Below are 18,457 nucleotides of genomic sequence, written 5' to 3' on the forward strand. Positions count from 1 at the left end.
ACTCATTATTTTTTCCGGGTGAAAATGGCAATAATTGCAGAAGTTGCCAATCCCATAATCGGAGCTGTAAGAACACTTTGAATCATATAACTTCTCAGGTTAAAATAACCTTCTGCCTCTTCCTGCGTTTGCAAGCCGTTTTCAACCGCATAACGAATCATATTTTCGAAATAATGAGGAGTGATCACTTCAACGGTAAGGTATTGGGTGAGGGGAGTAAGAATTGTAACTCCCAAAGTAATGATCAAACCGCTGATAAAACCCTGAATCCAGGTCATTTTGCCGTCGAAATCATTCTTTCGTTTGTCGAGCAGTGCAACCACATAAACTGCAATGGCCACAAATGCGAAGAAGTTGGTTGCAATGGCGTGTTTTGATATGTTCTCATCATGAAGTCCGGCAAGTCGTTCTCCAAACATCCATACCAGCTGAACGACGGCAAACAAAATGGCCCATTTAATCTCAATTGCAAATTTTTTCATCGATAAATAAGTTTTGGTTTCACTTTAAAAATGAATTAAAAGGACATTTTGTTCATTAACTACCTGGGTTTTGAACGCTTTTTCTCCTTCAGCACCGATTTTATCATTTTGCCAAACTCTTTGTCGCGCTGCCTTTTTTCGTAAACCGTGCTACTGAAATGTTCTTGCTCGCGCTTCAGTTTTTGATAATTTTCGTAGGCATCTTCGCTTAATTCACCACTTTCAAGAGCTGACAGCATAGCACAGCCACTTTCGTTAGTGTGACTGCAATCGCTGAATTTACAATCAGAAGTCAAATCTGAAATCGCATCAAAAGTCATTTCCAGGGCATCGGCCGAGTCTGTAACTCCCAACTCACGCATTCCCGGTGTGTCAATCACAATACTTTCGGTCTCCAGCACAAACAACTCGCGATGACTGGTGGTGTGCCGGCCTTTGCTGGTACTTTCACTTATCGATCGGGTTTCGAGCGCTTCTCTGTTCAGCAGGTGATTAATGATTGTTGATTTGCCAACTCCCGATGAGCCAAGGAAACAATAGGTTTTACCGGCTTCCAGTTCATTTTTTAGAAGGTCCAAACCCTGTTTTGTTTCATTGCTTAAAGCAATTGTTTTAATATTCTTGATTCGCTTTTTAACGTCATCAATTAGCTTTTTACACTCCCTTTCTTCAACCAAGTCAGTTTTTGAGAGTACCAAAACCGGTTGGATCTTTCCGGCGTAACAAACGGATAAGTATCTTTCCAAACGGTTCGGATTATAATCGTGCCCAACAGCTTGTACAATAAACGCCACATCAACATTGGCGGCAATAAGCTGTACGTCGCCGTATTTACCGATGGCCTGGCGCTCAAGTTTCGAAAAACGGGGCAGAACTTCAAGAATAATCGCATTCTCGTTGTCCATTGGCATAAAACGCACCCAGTCTCCAACAGTTGGGAAATCGGCTGCAGATTGAGCCGCGAACCTGATGTTTCCCGTGATTTCAGCCTTCAAAACCGACGTTTCGCTCTGAATAATGTATCGTTCTTTGTGCACAGTAATAACCCGTGCCAGTTCAGTAATGGGAAGACCATTCTGATTTATATAATTTTCAATCGTTTCAGGAAGTTGTTGTTTCATGATAAAAGACTTAACAGATAAATTTACACTTTTCTTAGTTTCCATTTGCCTTTTCGGAACAAATACAAGGCAGTAATTGCTAAAAACGACTCGGCAATAACAATCGACAAGCTGGCTCCAAACAAGCCCATATTCAGCACAATTGCCAGAATATAAGCCAATGGTATCTCGAAAAGCCAAAAGCTCATAAAATTGATTTTTGAAGGGGTAATTGTATCGCCGCTTCCGTTAAAACCTTGCATCAATACCATTCCGAGCGCGTAAAACAAAAACCCAAAACTTATCACGCGCAGTGCCAGTGTACCATTGTGAACAACTGCCGTTTCGCCGATAAACAGCTTTATCCAGAACTCAGGGAAAACAGCCAGTATTATTCCCATAAATCCCATGAAGATCATATTTACGTATCCGGTGATCCACACCGATCGTTCGGCACGTTCAGGTTGATTGGCACCAAGATTTTGCCCAACAAGTGTTGATGCTGCATTGCTCAATCCCCAGGCAGGCAACAATGCAAAAATGATTATCCTGATGGCAATGGTATAACCGGCCAGCGCTTCAGGGCCCGAAACTGCAATAATACGAACCAGCAGAATCCAGCTCGATGTTGCAATAAGGTTCTGCAAAATTCCGCCACCGGATATTTTCACCAGTTTCAGCATTACATTAAAACGGATTTTTAAACTGTGCCAGTACAACCGGATGCGGTGATGACCACCAAACAAAAGGTAAAACTGGTACAAAACAGCCAAACCGCGCCCTGTTGTTGTGGCAATAGCTGCCCCTGCAAGTCCAAGTTGAGGGAAAGGACCAATACCAAAAATCAGCAATGGATCTAGAATAATATTGATAATATTAGCCAGCCACATTACCCGCATGGAAATGGCTGCATCGCCCGAACTACGGAATACCGCGTTAATAATAAACAGCAACATAATTACCACGTTTCCGCCAAACATAATGGCAGGGAAGAGGTAACCTTCGGCAGCCATGGAATCGGTGGCTCCCATTAGCTTTAAAAATTCGCCGGCAAATAGAACGCCTGGAATGGCAATACAAACAGAAAATATAAAACCAACCATCATGGCCTGGAACGCCACAACGCCGGCCTGCTTATTGTTTTTCTCGCCAATTCGTCGTGAAACAAGCGCAGTGGTAGCCACGCTAAGTCCCATTCCAACAGCGTAAACAATGGTCATTACCGATTCGGTGAGGCCAACCGTTGCCACTGCATCGGCGCCCAGTTTCGAAACAAAAAAGATGTCAACTACGGCAAATACCGATTCCATGATCATCTCAAGTACCATAGGAACTGCCAAAATAAAAATGGCTTTGCCAAGACTACTCTCGGTGAAATCGCGCTCTGTACCGCCAATTGCTTCTTTTACATCGATCCAGAGTTCTTTAAAATCAATGTCTTTTAGTTTTTGTAAAGACAAAACACTTACTCTTTTGCGTAACATTATAAAAGTATGGAAATAAATGAATAAACTAATTGAATAATCTCTCTTGGCCAACCTAGAACGGTCGGCAATTGGTGACGGTAATATTTATTGAGATATTCATTTTTAGTTCTCTTTTATTTTGAGTGTGACAAAGTTATGGAAATTAATTCTTATAAAACAAATCAAATTTCAATAAACTTTTACTTGCCATCTGTTTGAACACTTCTATTCTACTAACGTTTATAACCTGAAAAGTAACTACAAATGAATCCTAAACTGTATTATGTTTTTCTATTTTTTGTACTTGTTTCGTGCAATTACAAAGATCAATTTCCAGTAAAAAAGTCGGAGCGCATTTCAAATGCTAATACATCTGTAACACAGTTAGATAATAGTAATTACGGGCCTTTTGAAGAACTTTTTACTTTTGTAAACCAGTTTGAAGAGCAAGATTCAGCCTTTGATTTAGAGGCTTTTAAAGCCAGTTATGATCAATTTTATGCAAATAAAAACAAAGCCATTTATGATAGTCCGGCATTGCCTGCCTGGATTGAAACTAACGGGTTGTTGCTTGAATTAACCGGTGAGGCAAAATATGCGCAGGAAGTGGAAAATATTTCTGCAAACGAAAAGATGACGCATTATATAGAACCTTTTGTGCTTACTAAAAATGGAGATTACATATACGTCAACCTGTTTAAACCGGCAGAAATTAACTACCAGCATTCGCTTGGTGGCGATGTTTCTTTTCGTCAGGAAACCACTTATCCGGAGTCGGGTAGTGTACGCCTACATTTCGACAAAGCTGAAAATTGTTACATCGAGTTGTACATACGAATTCCGCTATGGGCTGAAGGAACGAGTGTGATCGTGAAAAATGTAAAATATTTCACCGAGCCGGGCAGTTACTGTGTAATTGCAAAAAAATGGAAACAAGGCGATGTGGTTGAAATTGAATTACCAATTGAAAATTATCCTAATCAATAAAATCAGCAGTTTGGCAAGGCATCAAAAATAGCTAGCCCGCCTTCCGATGTTTCGCGGTATTTACTTTGTAAATCAATTCCGGTTTTGTACATCGTTTCAACTACTTCATCAAAACTGATACGGTGGCGCCCATCAGTTAGCAATGCGTAATTATTGTGCGATACTGCTCGCTCGGCAGCAAATGCATTTCGTTCGATGCACGGAATTTGTACCAATCCGGCTACCGGGTCGCAGGTTAATCCTAAATGATGTTCGAGGCCCATTTCTGCCGAATATTCGATCTGGTAAATAGTTCCGCCCATCATTTGTGTTGCAGCTCCCGATGCCATAGCACAGGCCGTTCCTACTTCGCCCTGACAACCTACTTCAGCGCCCGAAATAGAAGCATTTGTTTTTACCAGGTTTCCGATTATTCCGGCAGTTGCCAAAGCCCGAAGAATAGTTGTTTTATCGCTTTTATGAATTTTTTGAAAATACTTTAATATGGCAGGAAGAACGCCACTTGCTCCGCAGGTTGGAGCAGCCACTATTTTGCCACCGGCAGCATTTTCTTCCATAACCGCCAATGCATAGGAGAACAGTTGCGAGCGTCGTTTAAAAGGTGTTGCAAAATTGTGTCCTTTTGTGTTAAAACTCTGTGCCTTTCGGGGGAGTTTTAAACCGCCCGGCAAAACACCATCGGTTTTTAAACCTCGTTTAATACTTTCGAACATCACTTGGCGCACTTCTTCCAGGTAATCCCAAATATCCGGTTCTTCAAACTCGGCCACGTATTCCCAAAAACTTTTTCCGTTGCGGTTGCACCAGTCCAATATCTCAGCCATAGTGGTGTGTTCATACACATCTACGGTTTCGGTTTCGGTATAATCATCGATAATTGCACCACCGCCAATGCTGTAGCAAGTCCATTCCTTCAACAACTTATTCTCATTGTCGAAAGCTTTAAAACACATGGCATTCGGATGTCCGGGAAGAAAAGTTTTAGGTTCCCAGTTAATTTGTAACTGACGAATGCCAAAACTTTGTTCAATGGCATAATCAGTGAGGTGACCTCTTCCGGTGGCTGCTAAACTGCCGTACAACGTTACCTCAAAATGATCAGCATCTTTGTTTTCTGCCAGAAACCTTTCGGCAGCTTTTTTAGGCCCCATCGTATGACTGCTTGAAGGGCCGTGTCCAATTTTATAGATTTCCTTTATCGATTCCATACTTCTACTTCAGTGATTCAATAAAAGAATAGAAATTGTTGTAGTCAATGATATTTAGCAGCTTGTAAACCCCCTGCTATTTGTCTACTTCTTGTCTTTAACCCGCATAAAACGGAACATATTCATAATCCATTTTGGCAGAGGGTGGTAGCCTCGTTTCCGAAGATCGATGTACCAACCAATTTTTTTGACAATTGGTATTTTATGGGTCTCTACAAACTCAATCAAAGTTCCTTCCGGAGCCTGTATATAAGCAAAATTTCCGGCCGCCTCACCCATGTCGAACGATTCGGTCGCTTTCGCACTGTCAACCGTGAACGGATAACCAATGGCTTTTGCTTTTTCGCGGAATTGATCCATTCCGTTAATATCAAAACAAAGGTGGATAAAACCGGGATCACCCCAGATTCTTCCTTCGTAAATGTCTTTTGGCTCGTAATCGAAAGCTTGTATCAGTTCGATAACCGACTGCCCAAAGAAAGGACTGAATGCGCCTTGTTTTACATCAGAATGACGCAATAAAACTCTACGGAATTTTTTGTCACCACCCGGGATACCTTTGTAATCTTCAAAAACGCCGGTTTCATCATAAACAATCTCGTCGTACTGCAGAATTTCCTGGTAAACTTTCAGGCTGGTGTCCATGTCTTTTACACCGATAACCGTTCCCAATACGCCGCCACTTAACGACTTTTCTTTTTTACGAAAAACACCTTCCTGGTTTTTAATTTCCCACATGTTTCCGTAAATGTCTTTCATGAAAAAGTGGTCGTTACCAGCCGGATCTTTCGAAATAGGAGTGAGCAGATTGAGTTTCGAAGCACTAAATTTATCGTAAACAGCCTGTACATTTTCGGTTTTTATTTTCCCGATGTTAATGCCCAAATCGCCCAGCTGAATCTCAAAATTGATGGGTTCAGGTTTTTTCCCGGTATGTTGCCATATTTCAAAACCTCCGCCACCTTGCATATTAAGCGCCAAAACAGCTCTTCTGTCGCGCGTTTTTCCTGCTGTATGTGCCAGCATCAACTCTGCTGTGGCTTCATCTTCAAACATTCGAATATCCATCGAGAAATGTTCGCGATACCATTTCCATGCTTCCTGAAGATCTTCAACACCAACTCCCAATTGCTGGATTCCGTTTATTTGTGCTTTCATTCGTTTACAATTGTTGATTTTTACGGTAACTCATGTAACTCGCATATTCATCCTCCGCCTATTAAAGCAACTCTTGTTATGCTCGTTTCATTTCTACTAAATACTTATAGTTTACAGCGGTTTTACGCGCGAAGCCATGTAATAATACAAACACGGCAAAAAGCGCCTGATGTGTACCATTATAACTTCTGAACCACCTACCAATATTTCTTTTCTCTCTTTTTTCAGTTTTTTGCAAATCACTTTTGCACATTTTTCGGCCGACATTCCTGTGTCCTGGCCGGCATCCATTTGTGCATGTGTTTTTCCGTCTTTATTGATCGCGTTCACCGAAATGTTCGTCTTTATACGTCCGGGAATGATCACCGATACAGCAATGTTGTTTTTCACGTTCTCGGCCCGTAAACTTTCGAAATAGCCGTGTAAAGCTTGTTTCGATGCCGAATACGATGAACGATACGGAAATCCAAATTTACCAACAATACTCGATGTAACTGCAATTTGTCCGCCGCCATTTTCAATCATTTGCGGCAAAACCTTTTTGGTTAAGGCAATCGTTCCGAAAAAATTTACCTCGAATATTTTACGGTCGACACTAACCGGAGTTTCGGCCACAAATGAACGTTGGCTTATGCCGCCAAACTGGTAAAGCGCATCAATTTGAATGTTATTTTCCTGGATGAATTGGGCCGCTTCTTCAATCGATTGTTCATTACCTAAATCGAAAGGAAGAATAACGGTTTGGCAGCCATTTTTTATGCAGAGTTTTTCGGTATCTTTTAAGGCCTCTTCTTTTCTGCCTGAAAGAATGAGTGTTACGTTGTTCGATGATAACTCGATTGCCACCGCTTTACCGATGCCCGATGATGCTCCTGTAATCCAAATTGTCTTTCCCGAAAAATCCATTTACTACATACTTTCAGCGTGCCACGAAGATAGCAGAATATTCAGCCAGACAAAATGAATAAGGCCTATTTTTACTGCGTTAAAATTAAAAATCGTTAAGATTGTTAAATTCCTTCCGGCTCCGATCCTTTTTCCTTTTCAGGGAATAGGAAACTAAACAAAACAGCCATTGAAAATGCCAGGAGATAACTGGCCAGTCGTTCCGAAATTCCGGTGACATCAACCAGCCAGGTTTTCCATATTACGGCTGATAAAGTTCCGGTAATTAAGCTGGCAAAAACACCGGCTCTCGACAATCTTTTCCAGAAAATAAGTAATACAATGGCAGGGCCAAATGAGGCGCCAATACCGCTCCATGCGTATGAGACGAGTCCGTAAACCGTATCTTCCATTGTGATAGCCAAAACAAAACCAACCAATCCAACAGCAAGCGTAAGTATTTTATTCAGAAACAACATTCGTTTTTCTTCAATCTGCTTTTTAGTAACGTGCAGGTAGAAATCTTCTGTCATTGATGATGAAACAACCATCAATTGCGAAGAGGCTGTCGACATCATTGCCGAAACGGCTCCTGATAGCAGAATACCGGCAAGAATTGGATTTAAAAGCGTCATTACCATTATTGGTAATATCTTTTCTGAATCGCTGGCAACTGAAGCAGCTGCGTCTCCCAAAATGCCATTTTGCACCAATTGGTAACCGATTATACCAATCATAAAAGCGCCAACGTAAGCCAACAGAGTCCAGATAATTGCCAGCACGCGACTTTGTTGTGTTTCTTTCTGGCTGCGCATGGCCATCATTCGTGTAAGTAACTGTGGCTGTCCGGTATAACCAAATGCCCAGCTTAATCCGTTTAAAATAAGCAAACCGCCGGTCGCCTGTTTCACCGAATCAATATTTTGAGGCACGAGATAATTGGCCTGCGAAATGGCTTCCGCCACGTGAATATTGTTAGTTGCTGCAACTCCGAGTGCAATAATTGGCAGAACAACACAAGTAACTACCATTAAAACTGCCTGAAATGCATCGGTAGCCACAACGGTAATAAACCCACCTAACATGGTATATAATGTAACCAGCGCCGAGCCAATTACCATTCCCCAGAAAGGATCGATTTTAAAGGTGTCGTTGAATATTTTGCCGGCACCACTGAATTGTGCTGCTATGTACAATACAAAAAAGAATATGATAATGAGTGATGAGAGAATTCCAAAACTTCGTTGCGTACCTTTAAATTTAGCCGAAAACAAACTTGGAACCGTTAAAGCACCTGTTTTATCGGTAAGTTTTTGCAGTGGCTCGGCCAGAAAGATCCATAAAAACAGAATTCCGCTGACACAACCTAAAGCCACCCACAACGACGCCATTCCTTCGGCATATGCATGACCGGTTAATCCTAAAAGTAACCAGGCCGATTCGCCTGTTGCACGTTCGGATAAAGCCAGTGAAAAACCGGAGATTTTTTTACCGCCAAGAACAAAGTCGTTGTTCGTTTTCGACCGACGTGCAGAGTAAGCTACAATACCAATTAAAATAACCAGGTAAGCAACAAAAACTATAATCATAATTTTGCAGAATTGTAATGAAGTGCCCAAAGATAAAAAGAAAAAGCACTGTAGCAATTGTACGCAAAATTTAATGCATGAAAATCTTTTTGATTGCTAATTTGAAAAGGAGAGGGGATTTGGCGATAAAAATAGTCTAATTGTTAACTTTTTGATTTAAGCTTTGAAATCCTTCGCCAAGTATTTCCTTGGTATCCATAACCGTAATAAATGCATCGGGATCGATTTTACTTATAAATTCCTGAAGGATGGCAACTTCGCGGCGGCTAACAACCGTGTAGATAATTCGTTTTTGCTCGCCGGTAAACATGCCTTCGCCGTTCAAATAAGTTCCTCCACGCTCTAAATCAACCAATAATTTATCTTTTATCTCCGCATGTTTTCGCGAAACAATCAGAAGTGCTTTGTTGTAATTCGCACCTTCAAGTGCTGTATCAATCAGTTTTCCGCAAATGTAAATTACGATTAATGAGTAGAGTGGGATCGCAAAATCACGGAATGCGAGCAAACCAAAAAATACGATAACCGAATCAACATAAATCATCAGTCTGCCAATTTGCAGGTGCGTGTATTTTCCAATGATCATGGCAATAATATCCGATCCGCCGGAAGTAGCGCGCGATTTAAAAATCAAACCAAGTCCGAATCCCATTAAAACGCCTCCAAACAGGCACGATAAAAGGATATCATCAACCAGAGGAATATTTGCATCCGGGCGCATCATGGTGAGCAGGTCGGTAAAAACAGCGGTTAATACCGATCCTGTAATGGTTTTAATTCCAAAGCGGGGACCGAGAATTTTTATTCCGGCAATAATCAATGGAATGTCGATCAAAAGCGCAAAGGTACCTACCGGAATTCCGTCGGGCCAGAAAGAGAAAACACCTTCGGTTAAGTAGTGCACAACAATGGCAATTCCATAAACTCCACCCGGAACGATTTTATGCGGTGTAACAAAAAATACAAAAGCTGCGGCTAAAATAAATGAGCCTGAAACTAAAAGCAGATTGTCCTGAATCCACTTTTTGCTGAAAATTTTGTCTTTTGTCAGAAATGCCATTGTGCTGAAATTTTCCGCAAAAGAACACAATTTTAATGGATTAAAAAACAGATAATTGTCAGCAAAGATTGATGATGAAATCGATACTGGATTCTAGATTCTTGATACTGGATACTGGTAACTCGTGACTCAGTCCTAATCGAGTCTGAAACGATACGAAATTGTTCCCTGCTGGAATGCAGCTGCATTTTGATCGACGTTAAATTTAGCTTTTAACGCGGCCTGTTTGGCTTCGTCCCAAAATGCTTTATTGGCAATGGTTGTACCACGAACTCCTGGCTCTGCCGAAGTAACTCGTCCGTTTTTGTCAACGATAACTTTTACAACCACGATTCCGGCATCGTTACCCGGATATTCAGGTTTTGGCAACGATATCGCAGAACGTCCGCCAAGATCGAATGAAATTCCAGCGCCTGTTCCCTGGTTTCCGCCGCCACTGCCGCCTTCGCCATAATTTGTTGCATTCGGATCGCCGGTTGGCACGCCCTGGTTACCTCCGGGGAATGTTACTCCCTGGCTTTTTCCGTCGCTGTTACCTACACCGCCACTTCCGGAGCCACTGTTGGCAAATGCACCCTGTGTGCGCGAGTTGATCTCAGCTATTTTTCTTTCTTCTTCCAGCTTGCGTTGGCGCTCTGCCTCTTCACGTGCTTTGCGTTCGGCTTCCTCGCGGGCGATTCTTTCAGCCTCTTCGCGTTGCTGGCGTTCTATTTCTTCTTGTTTTTTGCGCTCAATTTCAGCTAAACGCTTTCGCTCCGTTTCTTCAGCGTTTTTGCGGTCTAGCTCTTCCTGTTCTCTACGTTTTTTTTCTTCCAGCTCCTGCTGACGTTTGCGCTCTTCTTCTTTTTTCTTTTTCTCGGCCGCTTCAATGGCTACTGTTTTTTCGTAGACCTGTGTCATGGCAACTTCCTCGGCAGGTTCCGGTTCCGAAGTTTTCACCGGAGGCGGAGGTGTTTGTTCGGCCGGTGGTGGCGTTGATTTTTTTTGTGCAGTTTGCGGAGGTGGAGGAGTAGTTTGTTGTTGTCGGCGCGCCGGACTTGGTTCGCGGTCGCCCAATCCATTTTCTGAATTTCCGAAATTAACCAGAATTCCTTCTTCTCCGGGCAGAGGAAGTGGCGTAAAAAAGCCAAGTACGAGCAATAATATCAGTACAATTGTGTGAAAAACAATCGTTCCAACAAGCCCCTTTTTCTTTTCGCTATATTCCTCTCTTTCTATCATTCTTCTACTATTCAGGCGATGTTGCCAGTATCATTTTATACTTATTTTTACGGGCAATGTTCATTATTTTAACCACTTCGTTAACTGGAACAGATTGATCGGCGTGCAACGAAATAAAAATATCGTCGTTGCCCGAACCAAACTTATTGGTTAAAAACGGCTCAATCTCGCTAAATTTTACGCTTTGAAGCTTGTTGTCGTCGTTGATATAGTATTTCAAATCGGATGTAATCGATATGGTTGTGATTGGCTTGGCAGCTGTTTGATTGTTACTTTGCGGAAGCAACAATTTCAGTGCATTTGGCGCAATCAGGGTAGAAGTAACCATAAAGAAAATAAGCAACAGAAATACAATGTCGGTCATCGACGACATGCTAAATGAAGCGTTTACTTTATTTCTCTTTTTTAGTGCCATTTACTACAGGTTATGCCGGTTCGTTTAACAGATCCATAAATTCAGAAGTGGTAGCTTCCATTTTAAAAACCACTTTTTCAACATTCGATACCAAAATATTGTAGGCGAAATAGGCGATAATACCAACGATCAATCCGGCAACTGTAGTTACCATTGCCTGGTAAATACCGGTTGAAAGCAGCGTTACATCAATATTGTTTCCGGCGTTCGACATATCGTAAAATGCCTGAATCATTCCCATAACCGTGCCAAGAAATCCGATCATCGGAGCTCCTCCGGCTACCGATGCCAAAACAGGAAGTCCTTTTTCCAGTTTCGAGATCTCGAGGTTACCCACATTTTCGATGGCTGCATTTACGTCGGTTAGCGGACGTCCAATCCGGCTGATTCCTTTTTCCAACATACGCGATGCCGGATTTGGGTTGCTGCGACACAATGCCACGGCAGAATCGATTTTTCCGGATGTGATATAAACTTTTATTTTTTCAAGTAAACTCGAATCAAATCTTCCCGCCTTTTTTACCGCAAAATAACGGTCCACAAAGATGTAAACGGCTACTACCGACAAAAATAAAATCGGAATCATAATCCATCCACCTTTTATAGCCAGATCTATAAATTTTGTTGAAATGCCTTCCGGCTCGGTTGCCACAGCTTCCAACTCTTGTGGAAGATCAGCCTGAATCATCAATAAGTTAAACATGTTTATCCAATTATTTTTTTACAATTCTTAAAATAAAAAACGAGGTATAACCTTAAATATTATACCTCGCTAAAATAAGTAATATTTTGCCCGTTTTGTTTGCTCTGTAAGTCGTATCTCAGTTAGTTATGAACAACTGTTTTTTGATATTACAGGCCAAACATAACAAAGTATACCGCAGCACCTGCCAGATAGCCGATTAAAGCCAGCCAGCTAATTTTTTTCAGGTACCAGATAAAATCGATCTTTTCCAATCCCATTGCAGCAACACCGGCAGCCGAGCCAATAATTAACATACTGCCACCGGTTCCGGCTGTGTAGGCCAGGAATTCCCAGAAAGCGCCATCCTGAACAAAAGAGGCCTGGTAGCCAACAGCTCCGGCATCGGCAATCGGATACATTCCCATCGCACCTGCTACCAGCGGAACATTATCAACAACCGACGACAGCACACCAATTGCAAGGTCGATCAGGTAAATGTTACCCAGTTTTTCGTCGAGATAAGTTGCAAGGATATTTAAGTGTCCTGCTGATTGTAGCGCTGCAACTGCCGAAAGTATTCCGAGGAAAAACAATACGGTTGGTACATCGATGCGCTGAATTACAGCAGTAACTTTTAATTTGTCTTTAATTTCTTTTGGTTTGTCTTTGTGTACAATTTCGCCAACAACCCACAAAAGGCCTAACGAAAGTAACATTCCCATATAAGGAGGCAAGTGGGTAATGGTTTTAAATACCGGAACGAACAACAAACCGGATACACCTAAAACAAGGAACAGAATCCGTTCTTTTTCAGTAGTGTATTCCACTTCGTCTTCATCAATTGCAGGGCGCTGAACATTTCCTTTCATGGTAACCGAAAGGATAGCCAACGGAACAACCATACAAACTAAACTAGGCAGAATAACATTCATAATAATTGTACCTGCTGTAACTTGTCCGCCAATCCACAACATAATGGTGGTAACATCGCCAATTGGCGACCACGCACCACCGGCATTGGCAGCTAAAACTACCATACTGGCAAAAAACCAGCGGGTTTGTTTGTCGTCGATCAGTTTACGAAGCAATGCAACCAAAACGATTGTTGTAGTAAGGTTATCGAGCAATGCCGACATAAAGAAGGTAAGCAAACTCAATATCCAAAGGAGCTTTACTTTATTGGTGGTTTTTATCTTATCGGTAATAATTTTAAATCCTTCGTGCTGGTCAACAACTTCAACAATTGTCATTGCACCAAGCAGGAAGAATAAAATTTCACTGATTTCGCCTAAGTGATGGATAATTTCCGATTCAACAATAAATTCGTGTGCAGCATGTAAGCCGTGCGAATCGGGGTGAGCTGCCAGGAAAGCCTCCCAGGCCGGGCTGAAACCGAGGTGTAAAATACCTTCAGCACCGAGTACATATACTACCCAGCATAATGTACCAATAATTAAAGCCGATGCAGCTTTATCGACTTTAAGAGGATGCTCCAGCGCTATGGCAACATAGCCCAGAACAAATACAACAACCATTAATATAAACATAGTAAATAATTTTAGGTATAAGTTTTTGTATCAAAGAACTGCAAAATTACCTTAAGTAAAACATCTGCAAAGGAAATCTGTCAGTTTTTTTAATGATTTCTAAATATTTATATTGATTCTTTATGACTGAAAAAGAAGGTAAACTTTAGTTCTCTTTCTTTTTAAAAAGTTTGGTGAATTTTGCGATTATCTCATCAATCGAATTGTATTCCTCTTTAAACGACAAACCAATTCCCTGCGTATAAGGCGCGGTGTCGTAAATCAGGTTGTTGTTCGAGCGGTTGTACACTTTAAAAAGAATTTTTCCGCTGCGTACCAGTTTTACACTCATTTCAAAGTCGCCAACAATCTGGCTACTATTGTTATTGGTGCCGCCGTATTGATTAGTATTATTCCCAATGTTTCCATTCAGCGTAACCCGGTCGTTAAAGATCTGCGTGCTAAGTGCCAGCTCAATTTCGTCGTTGGTAACCTGGTTTCCGGGGCGATAGTTGATACCGATATCCCAGTCTTCATCAATTTGCGAAAGCCAGTTACTCAGTTGGTTCGAGAATACTTCGCTGGCCGTTGTGCCGATCATATTTGGGTTTTGGGCTTCAAAAGTACCGCGCAAATATTCCGGCGTGTAGAATTTTCCGAGAACGATCAACGACAGAATCTGCTTGTTCATTTCCTCCTCGGTTTTAAAGAATTGTTGCAATTCTTCTCGCAATGGTTCTTCAATATTCGGGAAGTTGATGTCGAAACCAATAGTTGGATTAATCAGCTCGTCCTGAAGATTAATTACACATTCCACCTGAACCCGGTTGGTTTGCGAGGTATTTTGGTAGTTGGTAAGCAGGTCGTACAACGAGGCTTTTAACTTGTAAATAGCCTGCAGATCAACAACCGCGTTATACGGATCGCCCGACCAAAGTATAGAACCGCCCGGTTCGATAGAAAAGCGTTTGTTCATCACATTTTGCAGGGTGAACAGGTAATCCCCCTCGGTTGGATTGTAATTTCCCGAAAGGCTCATGTTGCCTTCGTCGTCCATTTCAAAAAGCAAAATTCCTTCGCCTTTTGCGTGAATAACGTCGCCAATCTGCGAATTGTAAATCAGCTGAACATCAGCGTCGGGAGTGGCTTCAACGGTAATACTTAAATTAAAACCGCCATCATCGCGGGTTGAGCTATTGGTGAAAAAAGCCGATTCTTCCTTCTTTTCATCCGGTTTAACAAACTCCAGAAAGTCGTATTGTTTCAGGTCGCTCTGGCTTTCCATCGATATTTTAATGTCGGTGCCGGGCAGCGTAGTTCCAAAACAGGTCAGGTTTACACGCGTTGCCTGTCCTTCGATTTCAATGCCGCCATTGGCCATAACCACACCGTAAAACTGTTCATTGTCCTTCTGTTTGGTATCGAGTGCTTTTATTTTTTGTGACTGGAAATTCAGGTTATAAGTCATATCCTGAAAGTTTTGCTGTGTAATTTCTCCATCAAAAAGGGCCGTATTGTTCTGGTCGTCATAAACGGTGATATTATCAAATATTATGCTCCGATCTTTAAAATAAACCGTGTCGGAAAAATGATAAGGAACCTGCGTAGCGTCGATGGTTAAGCCGGCATCGGAGCCATAAAGCGCACCATTTAACAGGATGCCGTTTACATTTCCGCCAAGATTTACTTTGCCCGATGCTACCCCCTGGAAATTAGAAAAGTTCTCGCGCATAAAAGCCGATAAAATCAACAGCGAAGCACTGTCAACTTCAATGTCAAAATCTAGGTCTCCGGCCGATGGTATGTAAGACCCGGCTGCATGAAAGTTTGTTTTGTTGTTGCGAATGACTTTTAATTCAGAGTCTATTTCAGAGTTTTCCTGATCCCACTGGCTCGACAGGAAAATGTTGCCCATATATTCGTTTTTATAGGTCAGGCTGTCGATTCTCAAATCAGACAAAACAACAGGCTCGTTAAACAAACGGGAGAAACCAAAGTACCCATTTACTTTCCCATTAAGGTCAATCGTTCTGTCGAAATATTTGTCAAGGTAGGTCAGATCGATATTTTCCATTTCGAGCCGAACCACATCTGCTTTTTTATTTGTCATGCTGCCATCGATGGCGAAGGACTGATCTGCATGCTGGATTTTAAATCCTTCGACCTCTATCGATGTGGAATCAATGCTGGCATAAAACGGATTCACCGACCAAAGTGTATCGGCCACATAAATGCGCGATGGTTGACCGTAAATATCAATATGTCGGTGTTTGGTAGAGTCGGAATACGAGAATTTTGTTTGTGTTCGAAGTGCTCCGCTGTAGGTCAGCTCGTCGAAATTACTCCACGATATTACGTTGTCGAGCACATTGTCAGCAATTTTTGTATCAACCGTAAAATTATAAAGAGTAAGACCGTTTTTCTGGTACAGTTCACCAATTCTGAATTTGGAGTTGTAACGGCCGTTCAGCGAGTTATTGCCGATATATACATCGCGCGCCCAGTTGTCGTTGTATTTTATTCCCGGAATACTTCCGTTTAAGCGAAGTACGTTCCTTTGTGCGTTTATTTTTCCGTACAATAAAAACGGACCTTCAAACTCCAAACCCGGAATAAATATATTTACCAGTGGATTAACTTCCTTGGCATTAATGTTATAGTCAAAATTATTTGCGTTGGTGGTTGAAGGCTCGACAGGAATTCTTGCCGCCGGAACATAGTGGTTAACCAACTGCAAGAAATTGTTTTTTATATTCTTAAAGTTATAGGAGCCCAGAATTTCAGCGTCGAGAAAATCCGATTCGATACGCAATTTATTCTTGCCATCTTCCTGGTTGGCACGAAACTCGATCCCTTCCAGGTTTACCTCGCCGTTTCGGTTGGTGTAATAACCTTCTTTTACCGAGATCATCCCGTTAATATTGTCAATCGCATCGCCGGTAAAATTGGCCTCCATCTGAAAAGCCATGTTTGTTGCCGGAAAGTTTTGCGTAAAATTGAGGTTGCCGGTGTAAGCGTGCCGCAGGTTCAGATTAAAATCAAATCGTGGAATTGTGTTATTCAAATCAAGCTCGCCAATAAAAGTAAAATCGAGGTTCGGATCCTGGATTTCGAGCAAACCATCGAACATCTTATCGCGTAAAATTCCATCGATCGACAGGTGCTGATAAGTGTAGTTGTTATATTGAATGCAGTCGATAGTACCTTTAAATATGCCCGAAACTGCCTCGGTGGTTTTGTTGAATTGCCCGTCGGCTGAGCCTTGTAAAGTAATTGCTCCTAACTGATCTTGTTTGAAAAGTTCGCCCAATTGGAAGTTTGTCGTTGAGAGATTTCCCCGGTAATAAATTTGACCTTCTTTTTCGGGCATCACCAAAATATCGGTGGTTAGTGTGCCCATTTCGCTTTCCAGCGTACCAAAGGTTACAAAATCGGATAAGAAACCACTAAAGTTCCCTCTAAAGCGGAGCTGACCGGCTTCGTAAAAACTTTCAGGAAAACGGATGTAGTTATTCGGCGCACTGTTTGGCAGACGAATACTACTGATGTCTTCAAAAGTTGTATTTGAATTTTTCAGATCGAGAAACAAATACATGTTGGCCGGATCGAGCAGGTCGTTTACGTAAAAATCGAGCAGTGCGTTGGTTTCATTTGCCGTTTGCAGGTACAGGTTTTTCCCCTTTAAGTCGTTCAGGCTACCGTAAATAATGCCCGAAAGTTTTATTTTTTCGCGCATTCCTTTTAGCGACGGAATCATTGCTCCAATTTCCTGCATACCAATTTCAGAGTCGGCAATTTGAATATCCATATCGAAACTGCGGTTCATCGAGTCGCTAACACTGTAGAACTCAAAACGCATATCGGTATTGGTAACCGATGAGTTGTTACTTACCATATTGAAATTATTGATGGTAAGTACTTTGCCAACGTTTGTAATATCGGCAGCGGCTTGTTTAAGGTGCAAATTTGGGCCGGCATCCACACTTAAATCTTCAATGCGGAATGCAATTGAATCGCGGAAAGAGTAAAAATTCGAAACTTTCAGATTTAAATTTCGGGTGTCCAAAATCGGATGACTTTTGTTTTCATTATTGACATACCGAATTTGCATGTCTTTAAAATTGAATGCACGGCAGGCAAAAGTCCAGGGATTTAGCGTGTCCTTTTCAGGATTGGCGCCAAACTCTTCTATCAGAAAACCAAAATTAAAAACGTTGGCGGTATCTTTCGAAACGTATATTCGGTTATTTTCAAGATCAAGATCTTTCAAAACAACCTGCCTGTGTTTAAACTTAAGCGTATCAACTCTCGCTTTTATTTGCTTACTGTAAATCAGTGTGTCGCCAAGTTGGTCTTCAATTAAAACATCTTTCAAGGTTATTCGTTTGAAAAAGCCAATGTCAACCTTCCCAATAGTAATTTTGGTATGCAGATCTTTCGACAGATTTTTGGCAATTTTCTTTGTGATTTGCGTTTGCACCCAGCTGTTTTGAATAAGCACAAAAGTCCCGCCCAGCAACATTATAAATGCTGCCAGCAAAACAATGATTATTTTCCAGCCTTTTTTAATAGTTTTGCAAATTTAGAACGAACATAATCCATTTCGAGCAATAACAATGAAAAGGATTAGGCGTTTTGTTAACTATTTATTTTTAATAAGTGCAAAGATATAAAC

14 protein-coding genes are annotated in these 18,457 nt (G+C 41.5%); 1 reads left to right on the forward strand and 13 read right to left on the reverse strand.

What is annotated here, in order from left to right:
• Window positions 1-5 precede the first annotated feature (5 nt).
• From QZ576_RS01805 to QZ576_RS01815, 3 genes are read right to left on the reverse strand one after another with little or no spacing between them, the layout of a single operon-like run.
• The gene (locus QZ576_RS01805) at window positions 6-482 is read right to left on the reverse strand and encodes a DUF4199 domain-containing protein (protein ID WP_297093678.1); all 477 of its coding nucleotides are present in this window, start codon (window positions 480-482) and stop codon (window positions 6-8) included.
• A gap of 59 nt (window positions 483-541) precedes the next feature.
• Complete coding sequence (rsgA, locus tag QZ576_RS01810; protein ID WP_297093679.1) at window positions 542-1,603, reverse strand: ribosome small subunit-dependent GTPase A; 1,062 nt, start codon at window positions 1,601-1,603, stop codon at window positions 542-544.
• 23 nt (window positions 1,604-1,626) lie between these two features.
• Window positions 1,627-3,042, reverse strand: a complete 1,416-nt coding sequence (locus tag QZ576_RS01815) for an MATE family efflux transporter (protein ID WP_297093680.1) — start codon at window positions 3,040-3,042, stop codon at window positions 1,627-1,629.
• 270 nt (window positions 3,043-3,312) lie between these two features.
• Between QZ576_RS01815 and QZ576_RS01820 the strand changes: the two genes are divergently transcribed.
• A complete protein-coding gene (locus tag QZ576_RS01820; protein WP_297093681.1) occupies window positions 3,313-4,035 on the forward strand; it encodes a beta-L-arabinofuranosidase domain-containing protein in 723 nt (240 codons plus the stop codon).
• Window positions 4,036-4,037: 2 nt separating this feature from the next.
• Here the strand turns inward: QZ576_RS01820 and QZ576_RS01825 are convergent, their stop codons facing one another.
• From QZ576_RS01825 to QZ576_RS01870, 10 genes are all read right to left on the reverse strand, one after another.
• Window positions 4,038-5,243 (reverse strand): L-serine ammonia-lyase, encoded by a 1,206-nt coding sequence (locus QZ576_RS01825; protein ID WP_297093682.1) that lies wholly within the window; start codon window positions 5,241-5,243, stop codon window positions 4,038-4,040.
• 84 nt (window positions 5,244-5,327) lie between these two features.
• The gene (locus QZ576_RS01830; RefSeq protein ID WP_297093683.1) at window positions 5,328-6,401 is read right to left on the reverse strand and encodes a VOC family protein; all 1,074 of its coding nucleotides are present in this window, start codon (window positions 6,399-6,401) and stop codon (window positions 5,328-5,330) included.
• Between the two features lie 111 nt (window positions 6,402-6,512).
• Window positions 6,513-7,307: an SDR family NAD(P)-dependent oxidoreductase gene (locus QZ576_RS01835; RefSeq protein WP_297093684.1), complete on the reverse strand. Its 795-nt coding sequence runs from the start codon at window positions 7,305-7,307 to the stop codon at window positions 6,513-6,515.
• Window positions 7,308-7,411: 104 nt separating this feature from the next.
• Complete coding sequence (locus QZ576_RS01840; protein ID WP_297093685.1) at window positions 7,412-8,875, reverse strand: sodium/proline symporter; 1,464 nt, start codon at window positions 8,873-8,875, stop codon at window positions 7,412-7,414.
• Window positions 8,876-9,011: 136 nt separating this feature from the next.
• The gene (locus tag QZ576_RS01845; RefSeq protein ID WP_297093686.1) at window positions 9,012-9,935 is read right to left on the reverse strand and encodes a YitT family protein; all 924 of its coding nucleotides are present in this window, start codon (window positions 9,933-9,935) and stop codon (window positions 9,012-9,014) included.
• Window positions 9,936-10,070: 135 nt separating this feature from the next.
• Window positions 10,071-11,156, reverse strand: coding sequence for a cell envelope integrity protein TolA (gene tolA, locus QZ576_RS01850; RefSeq protein ID WP_297093687.1), 1,086 nt, complete (start codon window positions 11,154-11,156; stop codon window positions 10,071-10,073).
• A 7-nt stretch (window positions 11,157-11,163) separates the two neighbouring features.
• The gene (locus QZ576_RS01855) at window positions 11,164-11,571 is read right to left on the reverse strand and encodes a biopolymer transporter ExbD (RefSeq protein ID WP_297093688.1); all 408 of its coding nucleotides are present in this window, start codon (window positions 11,569-11,571) and stop codon (window positions 11,164-11,166) included.
• A 10-nt stretch (window positions 11,572-11,581) separates the two neighbouring features.
• Complete coding sequence (locus tag QZ576_RS01860; RefSeq protein WP_297093689.1) at window positions 11,582-12,274, reverse strand: MotA/TolQ/ExbB proton channel family protein; 693 nt, start codon at window positions 12,272-12,274, stop codon at window positions 11,582-11,584.
• A 149-nt stretch (window positions 12,275-12,423) separates the two neighbouring features.
• Window positions 12,424-13,803 (reverse strand): sodium:proton antiporter NhaD, encoded by a 1,380-nt coding sequence (nhaD, locus tag QZ576_RS01865; protein WP_297093690.1) that lies wholly within the window; start codon window positions 13,801-13,803, stop codon window positions 12,424-12,426.
• Between the two features lie 145 nt (window positions 13,804-13,948).
• Window positions 13,949-18,322 (reverse strand): translocation/assembly module TamB domain-containing protein, encoded by a 4,374-nt coding sequence (locus QZ576_RS01870; protein WP_297093691.1) that lies wholly within the window; start codon window positions 18,320-18,322, stop codon window positions 13,949-13,951.
• Window positions 18,323-18,457 lie beyond the last annotated feature (135 nt).

The organism is uncultured Draconibacterium sp. (assembly GCF_913060805.1).
Taxonomy (GTDB): Bacteria; Bacteroidota; Bacteroidia; order Bacteroidales; family Prolixibacteraceae; genus Draconibacterium.